A 10131-nucleotide genomic window follows, 5' to 3' on the forward strand; every position below is an offset into this window, starting at 1 on the left:
ACCAGTCACCAGTCACCAGTCACCTTTTACAAACCCCCGTTTAATTTGTTCGCTTTCCATAGCAGTAAATAAAGCGCGAAAATTACCTTCACCAAAACCAGCAGCTTGAGAACGACGTTCAATAAATTCCAAGAAAAAAGTGGGTACTTTAAAAATTGGTTGGGTGAAAATCTGTAACAGTAACGCTTCTAAAGGTGCATCTTGTTGAGAGTCTACCAAAATTTCTTGTTGGGCGATCGCCTGTAATTCTTCAGGTGATAAAGGCAATTCTAAACGTTGTTGTAATTGTAAATAATAGCTTTTGGGAACAGAGAGAAAAGATAAACCAGCAGCACGAAAACGAGCGATCGCATCAATTAAATTTCGAGTATGTAAAGCAATATGTTGCACACCAGAACCACGATTAAATTCTAAAAATTCCTGGATTTGGGAATTAGCAGAAGCAGGTTCATTAATTGGTAATTGTACCTTACCATTAGCAGAAATCATCACTTGACTATGCAAACCAGAAAAATCAGTTTGAATATTAAAACTTTGTTGGGGTTGAAAATCAAGAATATTCTGATACCATTTAACAGCAGTTTGTAAATCCCCGACTTCCACATTTAAAACTACATGATCTATACCTATAAAACCATCCTGTTCAATAATTGTTTTCTCAATATTTCTTTCAATTAATGAATGACTTAATTTACCCCAACCGGAAATTTTTGCATATTTAAAAAATACACCATTTTCAACAGGTTGTACAAGTGTAGCACCATTAGCAGTAGCCTTTGCCGTAACTGCCTTTAAATCTTCCACCACAAAAGCCACATCAACCACACCAGGAGGATGAAAACGTAAATATTCCGCTACAGGGCTACAGGGTAAAAGAGGTGAAGAAAGTAAAAAATAGACATCACCATTTTTCACAACTTCAGTCAGAGTGTGTAATGAACTTCCCTGATTTTCATAACTTGAAAAAAATGAATTAACTACTCTTTGAAAACCCAGATATTTGACAAACCAATCGCGCCAAGTGTGGGCATCTTCTACATAGAAGTGAACGTGATCAATTTGCAGCATATCAGTTATCAATTATCAGTTAACAGTGATCAGGTAAATGAAACACACCAGCAATAAAACTAAGTTTCTCTTTACGACTTTGCACCTCTGCACTTTGCGCGAAACTTGTCTTTAAGTATGATTCATTTACCTGAAAAAAGCTCTTAGAAAAATAAATGACTATCAGGCTGAATATTAATTTCCATTGGCACAGCTTGAGGTTCAGCCGATAAAGCATAGAAAACAGCATTAGCCGCCGTTTCACAACTTAACATTTTACTTCTATCTACTTTTAAACTTACATTGTCCCAGAAAGGAGAATCTACACCACCAAAATAAAACAAAGTAAACTTGACACCAAAACGTTTAAGTTCTTCCGCCATACACTTACTAAAACCCACAACCCCAAACTTAGAAGCAGAATAAGCCGCAGCCATCGGCATGGAATGTTTACCTAAAATCCCGACTATATTACAAATATGGCCAGATTTGCGTTTTTGCATTTCCTTAGCAGCAGCTTGAGAGGTATAAAAACAACCTTTTAAATTTAAGTCCAGAATTTTATCTAATTCCCCTGATTCTATATTGTTGTATGCCTTGAGAATACCTAAACCAGCCGCATTTACCAAAACATCAATTTTACCGAACTGCGCCACAGTTGCTTGTATCAATGCTTCCACTTGTTCCGGTTGTGTAATATCTGTCGGCACTGTCAGCACTTCCCCTGATAACTCACTAGCTAATGTTGCTAAATTCAAGGCATTTCTAGCAGCTAGTACCAACTTAGCCCCAGTGGGTGCAAGTTGACGAACTAAGGCTGAACCAATACCACCAGTAGCACCAACGATGACAATAACTTTATCCTGCATGACAGTATTGATAATCTCTTTACATTTCTTTATATACTATAGCACTAGTCATGAGTCAGTCGGGGTTATGACTCCCGGACTTCTTAAAGAAGTCCGGGATCTAAATAAAAACTTTATATTTCATATTTCTCATTTTTCTTTTTCCTGCGATCGCCTTAATTTCTGCAAACTATCTTTTACTAGTACAAAACCAGTATACTTGGTTGGTACATAAAGAATTTTATCGAAATGTTTTTGCAATACCTGATTCAAATCTTGCAGTTTTTGCAATAGCTCATCATTTTCTACATTATTTTCTACATTTTTTATTTCCAGAGGAGAATTGATAATTTCTACGTTTTCCACACCCAACTGATTGAGAATTTCCCAGTGTTCATCCTCTGAAATTTCCAAATCTTGAGCCATTTTTTGTAATACTTCTAAACCTTCAGAGTATTTCATCTTTCCTTCTACTAAAAATTCCCGTGCCACACCTTTGTATGCATGATAGAGTTTGTTTTTTGTGAAAGTTGGTAATACCTTGGCTAATACATATATTTCATGAGTATTTAATTCCTTAATAGAACGTCCATCTAAATATTTGGGCAAATTGATATCTAGTTTTTCTAGTTGCTTGCGTAAACGATTAGCAACACTTTCTCTGGAGTAAATATCCGGGGTACGTTTCCAAGTTTTGTATAGCCACATTGTACTCAAGATGACTAATAATATATCGTATAAATATTGTATCCATAATGGCAATAATATAATGAGAGGACGACCAGCAAAAATAAAAAAGAAGTTGAAAATGCCAAAGGTGCAAATGGTAAAAATTCCATGTCTAATAGTATCAATAGAAAGATGAAGATGATGACGCAGACTATAAGCTTTTGCTTTCTTTTCTATTACTTTTCCCCACCCATAGCCCAGGGCTGTAAATCCTCCAAGAGTCATAGGCACTGCAACTATTTTAGGTATATTAACTGTTTTTCCTAACACATAAAATCCCGGTGCAAACAGTGATGCAAGTTGATCGGTTTCTCTTGCCCAAATACCAGAAAAGTAATAATCCCAATAACCAGCATACAGATAGTAATAAACAAAATAACCAATAACTAAACCAACATAGCCGTAACGTACAAACGATGATTCTGGACGTTTTAAATCAGACCAATAAGTTCTTTCGGAATCAATATCAATACAAGGATTTTGACAAGCTACACAAGCACTTTTTTCTTTACCATCTGGTAATGTAGTACGGCACATTGATTGAGTAATTAATTGCTCACTTGTATGAGCCTGACTGCTAAATAATCCACCAGTTTCACTATAAATCCTTTGCACTGTAGCCATCGGACAAAAGTAGTTACACCAAGACTTACCACTATATAAATAACCCACAATAATAGCGAATGCAATGGTAAATAATATCCATAATGTTAACATTAAACGATCTGCATTAAAAAATAAAATACGACCACATAACCCTACAAACAGCCATGCAAATTGTACATAGGAATAATTTTTTCCTAACCATGAATCAGGCTTAATTTTTACTAACTCATAACGTATTTTGCCAGTTTTAGGATCTTCTCGTTTGATTTGACGCTGCCAACCTAAAGAGCGGGGAATTTGTGATAAAAAAGATAGGGGGCAAATTCTTCGCCACATTTCATGTCCGAACACTAGTAAAATGAAAATAGAAATAGGAATAATTGCTCCCCAAAATAAGGTTGTTCCTAGAGGATAAGGCTGTTGTGATAGGCATTGATCTTGTACTTGAATACAAGTATTGGACAATCTCAAAGGACTCCAAGTATTTTCAGGTTTAGTCAATATTGAAGATAAAGGATCATATAAAAAAGATGCCATTAATCCTAGCCATAGGATAGTTAATACCCAGCGGATCTTGTGTATGAGAGTTTCAGATATACGATTAAACATGATTATTCGGTACTTGTTATGCTAAATTACTATTGGGTAAAAACGAACAGGTAACGGGGAACAGGGAAAAAATCTTTGAAAAAATCTTTAATTTTCTAGTTTTTTAATAGAAATAATAATCATTGATACAGCTATAAGCAGAGTTTTTTCTATGAGGTACTACTTCTTATATGCTGATAATAGCTGATCTAGTGTTACCTCTGGAGTCGGAAAAGTCGGATCTGTCAGTCGGAAAAGTAAGGGAGGGGTAGGTAATAGGTTGGGGTTAGGGGTTGGTTAGAGGTTGTTTGAAAAGTCTTTCATGGTGTATCAAATATTTTGACCCCTCCCTAACCCTCCCCTTGTCAAGGGGAGGGAACTGGATTTTTATTGTTTCCCCCTTTTACAAGGCGGGAGGGGGTAGCAATGTGATTAGAATCGTACTATACTACTTTTAAAACATCCTCTTAGGTTTATTTAATGTTTATTTAATGTTTATTTAATGTTTATTTAATGTTTTTTTTAAAGTTAGATCACTTATCGTCCTGAATATTTTTCATACTTAATATATTTCCTATTTATCCTTCATTAAATATTTAAAATTCTTCTGAATAAATTTACTATCATAGTGCTGACTGGACATATATCGGGATGAATTAATGATCTAAGAGCTATGTAGGATATGTTCTATCAAGTAGTTCATCGGGAGCATCCCAATTTTGACAAAATAAACGCAGCAACACTAAAAAATCTCTCACAATCTCTTACCTTTGTGTCCTTTGTGTCCTTTGTGTCCTTTGCGGTTCAATTATATCAAGACTTGGAGCATTTTATTTCCCTAGATAAAAATAAATTTACACATTTGGGATGCTCCACTTCATCAACATGGAAAGAATAACTCTTATTGATGTAAGAAATAACTTTGAGTATCAATTATCTCCAAGGAAAAATATCTCAAAGTTTGATCTCAAAATTTGCTATCATCATTATCTTCCAGATATATTATTTTCATAGTAGAGGACTTTTCTAGTGGCTACAAGTCATCTCAATCGTAAACAAGTAATTACTACCTCTAAAGGAAGCGTATTTGATCTTAGACAAATAGCTACAATTTTGTTTTACAGACGCTTTTTAATTTTGGGGGTTTCTTGTGCAGTAATATCAGTTACAAGTCTTTTAGCTGTCATCACAAAACCGATGTACCAGAGTTCTATGCAAATCATGGTAACTGATGATTTGGATCAAGAATTACGATCAACTCAGAGCCAAATACAGAGCCAAACACAGAGCCAAACACAGAGCCAAATAGATGTAACCAGTCAGTTAAATAATTCTGATAATTCATCTGGAGAATATACCCAGCAGATGAAATTAATGCTGAGTTCTAAGCTAGTACAAAAAGCAGTTGATTTACTACGTGCTGATTATCCCAATATTACCTTAGAAGATATCAAAGGTAACAGTGATACTGGCAAAAATGGATATTTGCAAATCAAACCCGCAGAAGAAAAATTATCATCTAATGGGGTTAATAATCAAGTATTTATCGTTTCATTTAAAGACCCCGATCCTGTCAAAACCCAAAGAGTATTACAAGCTCTGCAAAAAGTTTATCAAGACTATAATCTTGAACAAAAAAATCAGCGTGTTAATCAAGGTTTAGCCTTTGTTAACAACCGATTACCAAGGTTACAGAATGAGACATTAGCGGCTGAGAAAAGATTAGCATTTTTTCGCCGGAAACATAATGTAATTGATCCACAAATACAAAGTAAAATATTGTTAGAATCTCTGGCTGATATTCAGAAACAACGACAAACTAACCGTTTACAACTCGAAACTGTAGAAAATCGCTACAAAAGTCTAGAACAAAAATTAGCATCTTCCCAAAAGAATGCACAGTTAACTGCTAGTTTAAATCGTTCCAGTAACTATGAAGCTTTAGTCAATGAACTTAGAAAAACAGAAGCTAATTTAGCTCAGGAGCGTTTGCGCTACACCGATAATTCTCCAGTGGTGATCAGACTGAAGGAAAAACGCCAACTTCAGATGGCATTATTACAAGAAAAATTGCAAAATACAGCTACTAATACTGATCAAAATACAGAGAATTTATTAACTGTTGATAATAAATTATCTGAGGAGTTAGCCGGGTTGAGTAAACAACGAAATTCACTCATTAATAAAGAAAATAACTTAGTTAAATCTGAACAAGAAATTCGCACACAGTTAAATACATATCCCAGCCTTATATCAGAATATAATCGTTTGCTATCAGATGTCAAAATCCAACGCCAAACACTTGAACAAATGGTACAATTCCAACAATCATTAGGATTGAAAATTGCTCAAAGCGGATTTGAGTGGGAAATTTTGGAAGAACCAGCAGTAGGTATTTATATTGGTACAAAAAAATGGTTATTGATTATTGGTGGAATCGTAACTGGACCAATTTTAGGTGTGATTGTAGCCTTAATTTGGGAAATGTTTAACAAGGTAATTTTTTCACCTTTACATTTACAAAAATTAACAAATATCAGATTACTTGGTTCTGTGCCAAGATTGGGTCAACCTAGTTTAAAAAGCAGATTGAAAGAAATATTGAGACAGAAGCAAGAAAAACAAGCATCGGTAATTACAGAAAACATAAATACAGAAAACATAAATACAGAAAACAAAAGTAAATTATCCAGCCATGAAACCCTGGATATGATTTACCAAAATCTGCAAATCTTTAAAAATTCCTTACCTTTTAAATCCTTGATGTTGACTTCTGCACTACCAGGAGAAGGGAAAACAACCTTAACTTTAGGGTTGGGAGCGAGTGCAGCAAATATGCACCAACGGGTATTAGTCATTGATGCTAATTTGCGATCGCCCAGCTTACACAAAATTTTGGGAATCTCTAATGATTGGGGTTTATCTTTATTATTGCTGGATGACATCAAGACACAATTTCAAAATTATATTCAACCTATTCACCCATCAATAGATGTTTTAACCGCAGGACCCCAACCAGATAATGTAGTGAATCTCCTCAGTTCAGAAAGACTTAAAGAATTAATAGAGTCTTTTGAAAAAATCTATGATCTAGTTTTAATAGATACTTCTTCTATTTTAGATAGTGTTGATGCGAGAATTATCGCCTCTGTTTCTAATGGTATTGTCATCGTCGGACGCATCGGGCAATTAACACCACATCAACTAATGCAAACAACAGAAATTTTGAGTCAGTTAAATTTAATTGGTATTGTTGCCAATGAAGTCAATAATTCAGGTGACAGGTGACTGGTGACAGGTGACTGGTGACTGGTGACAGGTGACTGGTGACAGGTGACTGGTGACTGGGAAAATACAAATAATTTCTCCCTGACTCCTGACTCCTTGATCTCCTGACTCCTTGATCTCCTGTAAGGGCGAAGGGGGATAAATTATCAATTTTTATCACAGGTTATTTTCCGAATGCTTCGCCCCTACGACTCCTTGATCTCCTCAAGTTGAAGTCGCAACTTTCTCACAAGGAAAAATATCTTTTAAACTGGTAGAGGCTTGTGATTCAACGGTCAGCATGAAAATCCAACTTTATTTAGGCGCTTTATTTTCCCAAATTCAAGGAAAACATTGGTGGATAGGTATCCTGTTATGGTTTGTTTTAGTCGCTCCTGCTCAAGCATCTGTGATCCTGCGCGTAGCCATTGAAAAGGGAGTAAATCAAGTTAAAGTTGGTGCTTCCACGACAGCAATAGTTAAAGATAGTTCTGGCCGTACCCTGGGACAACTACCAGGAATGAGTGCTTATGCAGCCCAAGCAGTTCCCGGAGGAGTAGGCTTAGATAAATGGCAATCTGGTTTATTTTGGATTGAACCTACAGATAAAGGATTTGTTTATATAGGCGATCGCTGGTTTCGCGGTAGAACTTTGGTTATCCCCACCGAAAACGGCTTAACCGCTGTTAACTGGGTAGACTTAGAAGAATATCTCTACAGCGTCATCGGTGGAGAAATGAACTCTAGCTGGCCGCAAGAAGCTTTAAAAGCCCAAGCGATCGCTGCCCGTACCTATGCCCTCTACAAACGAGAACAACAACGCAACAACCCCATTTTTGACTTAGGAGATACCCCCGACCGCTGGCAAATTTACAAAGGTGTCAGCAGCGAATCTCGCAACACCTACGCAGCAGTAGATAGTACAGCCGGTCAAGTCCTCACCTACGACAACCGCATTATTCTTTCAGTATTTCATGCCTGTTCTGGTGGACACACCGAAAACGTAGAAGACGTTTGGGGAAACCCCCTTCCTTATTTACGCGCTGTCCAAGACTTCGATCAAAACATCAAAGAATGCAACTGGAGCAGAACCTTCACTCCAGAAGAAATTAGCTCTCGCATTTCTGGAGTCGGTAACGTCAGAGATATGATGATTGAATCTCTGTCTCCTTTCCGCAGCGTTAAAACTTTAAGAATTGTGGGAGATCAAGGTACAAAAGTCCTCAAAGGTGAAGCAGTCCGCACTGCACTAAAACTGAGAAGTACCCGTTTCACCCTCAACAAAGACGCAAATGGTAACTTCACCCTCCAAGGATTAGGTTTTGGACATGGTTTAGGTATGAGTCAATGGGGAGCATACAACCTAGCTAAACAAGGAGCAAACCACCTGCAAATTTTAGGACATTATTACAAAGGTGTAGCTTTAACTCCTATTCAAGCTAAGTAGTCTGGGGACTGGGGACTGGGGACAAAAATTTTAGATTTTAGATTTTAGATTTTAGATTGGAGATGACAAAAATAATCCAAAATCCAAAATCCAAAATCCAAAATCCAAAATCCAAAATCCAAAATCCAAAATCCAAAATTGCATCACCAATTACCCATCACCCATCACCTAACAAATTCTGCTTTTTCACCTGCTCAAATTCCTGTTCTAGTAAATCTCTATCACTAGAGTAAATTAAATCCTCTTTACCAATTACTTTCTCACCAGCAAACTGACGAGCAAAATCAATCTTTTGCTGTAAAGTATCATCCGCATTCCCTAAAATTCTCGCCCTTTCTAAACGTTCACGGTTACGAGTTGCAATTTTACCATTACGCCATTTAATCCAAAAATAACGCGCTAATGGTATTCCTAAAAAACCAATCCCATAAGCTAACAACAACCAATAAATTCCTTGAACAAAACCAACCAATCCCCCTATTTGGGCTGCAATTTCTCCACCTTTTAATAAACTTCCTAATATTAAAGCTCCCACAATATTCACCACACCCAAACCAGCACTGAGCATAATTTGTCCTGAACTCGCAGCACTAAACCGCCACAGATTTTCATCTAAATATGGATCTACTGGTTGACGGAGTTTTTTACTAGCTTGTACTTGTAATTCAGGGAAATAATATACCATTTGTCCTTCAGGACTTACCTGGGGTTTACCATTAAATCGTACCAACACAGGTAACATATAATCTTCATATTCCTGTTGATATTTTTCACCCAAATTATCTAAATACGGTGCAATTTGTTCTGCAACCACCGCCCCTTGATTATTTCTAATTACAATCCCAATTTCTCGCCAACGTCTTTCTTCTAATTTCGCATTCGGATTTCCATCACCAAATAAAAATGAAAATACAGATTCTAAGAAATTGAACTCACTTTTTTCTCTTCTTTCTCTGCGTCTTTCTTCGCCATAATAATCAGGACTAAAATACCAAAATAAATCCGGGAAAAAGAAGAAATTGAAACCACCAGAACTGCTGCTTCTATTATCTCCATCTCGGTCTGAATTAGCAGCAGTCATAATTATAATGATGGTGATAGTAATCAGGGCAATCGAAGCAATTAACAAAATACCAAAGGAAATTCTAATTAAATAAAACAGCACCCCCCAAATTTTTTTCCACCATTCTTGCAAACGCAACTGCAAATATTTATTTCTTAAAATTGTTCTAAAATTTTGGGGAAATTGATAAACAATATCACCTGTTTCTGCTACCTGTAAATGTCCACCAGCATCAGACGCTAAAGCTAATAAACCTTGGTTCGCTTCAGCCACATTTAAACCCGCTTGACTAGCTACATCACCCACAGTCACACGGTAGCCTAATTGTTCCACAGATCGCATAATAGCGGGATTGGGAGTCATTGTCTCTCCTGTCCTGTTTGATTTTATAGTGCTTTCATCCAGTATAAATAATTTATCAATAGGCAACAGGGGACTGGGGACTGGGAATAAATTATTACCAATTACCAATTACCAATTACCAATTACCAATTACCAATTACCAATTACCAATTACCAATTACCAATTACCAATC

At 36.4% G+C, this 10131-nt stretch carries 7 protein-coding genes and 1 pseudogene; 3 read left to right on the plus strand and 5 right to left on the minus strand.

The features are described 5' to 3' along the window. Positions 1-12 precede the first annotated feature (12 nt). From hppD to PN497_RS11350, 3 genes are all read right to left on the minus strand, one after another. On the minus strand, positions 13-1068 hold the full coding sequence (hppD, locus tag PN497_RS11340) for a 4-hydroxyphenylpyruvate dioxygenase (protein ID WP_272110159.1): 1056 nt from the start codon (positions 1066-1068) through the stop codon (positions 13-15). A 143-nt stretch (positions 1069-1211) separates the two neighbouring features. Then, positions 1212-1916: an SDR family oxidoreductase gene (locus PN497_RS11345; RefSeq protein WP_096568436.1), complete on the minus strand. Its 705-nt coding sequence runs from the start codon at positions 1914-1916 to the stop codon at positions 1212-1214. Between the two features lie 129 nt (positions 1917-2045). Further along, the gene (locus tag PN497_RS11350; RefSeq protein ID WP_096568433.1) at positions 2046-3839 is read right to left on the minus strand and encodes a 4Fe-4S binding protein; all 1794 of its coding nucleotides are present in this window, start codon (positions 3837-3839) and stop codon (positions 2046-2048) included. A 1008-nt stretch (positions 3840-4847) separates the two neighbouring features. Here PN497_RS11350 and PN497_RS11355 point away from each other — a divergent pair. Continuing rightward, positions 4848-7106 (plus strand): GumC family protein, encoded by a 2259-nt coding sequence (locus tag PN497_RS11355; protein ID WP_096568430.1) that lies wholly within the window; start codon positions 4848-4850, stop codon positions 7104-7106. On the opposite strand, the gene PN497_RS11360 is transcribed toward PN497_RS11355, so the two are convergent. Further along, positions 7092-7256, minus strand: a complete 165-nt coding sequence (locus PN497_RS11360; RefSeq protein ID WP_272110162.1) for a hypothetical protein — start codon at positions 7254-7256, stop codon at positions 7092-7094. The two genes, PN497_RS11355 and PN497_RS11360, sit on opposite strands and share 15 nt — an antisense overlap. Positions 7257-7386: 130 nt before the next feature. On the opposite strand from PN497_RS11360, the gene PN497_RS11365 reads away from it, so the two are divergent. Further along, positions 7387-8532, plus strand: a complete 1146-nt coding sequence (locus PN497_RS11365; RefSeq protein WP_096568427.1) for a SpoIID/LytB domain-containing protein — start codon at positions 7387-7389, stop codon at positions 8530-8532. A 157-nt stretch (positions 8533-8689) separates the two neighbouring features. Here PN497_RS11365 and PN497_RS11370 read toward each other — a convergent pair whose 3' ends face one another. Beyond that, positions 8690-9958 carry a hypothetical protein gene (locus tag PN497_RS11370; RefSeq protein WP_096568424.1) on the minus strand — a complete coding sequence of 423 codons (1269 nt, stop codon included), beginning with the start codon at positions 9956-9958 and terminating at the stop codon, positions 8690-8692. Between the two features lie 93 nt (positions 9959-10051). Here PN497_RS11370 and PN497_RS25775 point away from each other — a divergent pair. Continuing rightward, positions 10052-10131, plus strand: a pseudogene (locus PN497_RS25775) (alpha/beta hydrolase); the annotation flags it as partial.

Source organism: Sphaerospermopsis kisseleviana CS-549 (assembly GCF_028329225.1).
GTDB lineage: Bacteria > Cyanobacteriota > Cyanobacteriia > Cyanobacteriales > Nostocaceae > Sphaerospermopsis > Sphaerospermopsis kisseleviana.

Coding starts and splice junctions, on each gene's coding strand:
- hppD (WP_272110159.1), bottom strand. CDS start 1,068: ATGCTGCAAATTGATCACGTTCACTTCTATGTAGAAGATGCCCACACT.
- PN497_RS11345 (WP_096568436.1), bottom strand. CDS start 1,916: ATGCAGGATAAAGTTATTGTCATCGTTGGTGCTACTGGTGGTATTGGT.
- PN497_RS11350 (WP_096568433.1), bottom strand. CDS start 3,839: ATGTTTAATCGTATATCTGAAACTCTCATACACAAGATCCGCTGGGTA.
- PN497_RS11365 (WP_096568427.1), top strand. CDS start 7,387: ATGAAAATCCAACTTTATTTAGGCGCTTTATTTTCCCAAATTCAAGGA.
- PN497_RS11370 (WP_096568424.1), bottom strand. CDS start 9,958: ATGACTCCCAATCCCGCTATTATGCGATCTGTGGAACAATTAGGCTAC.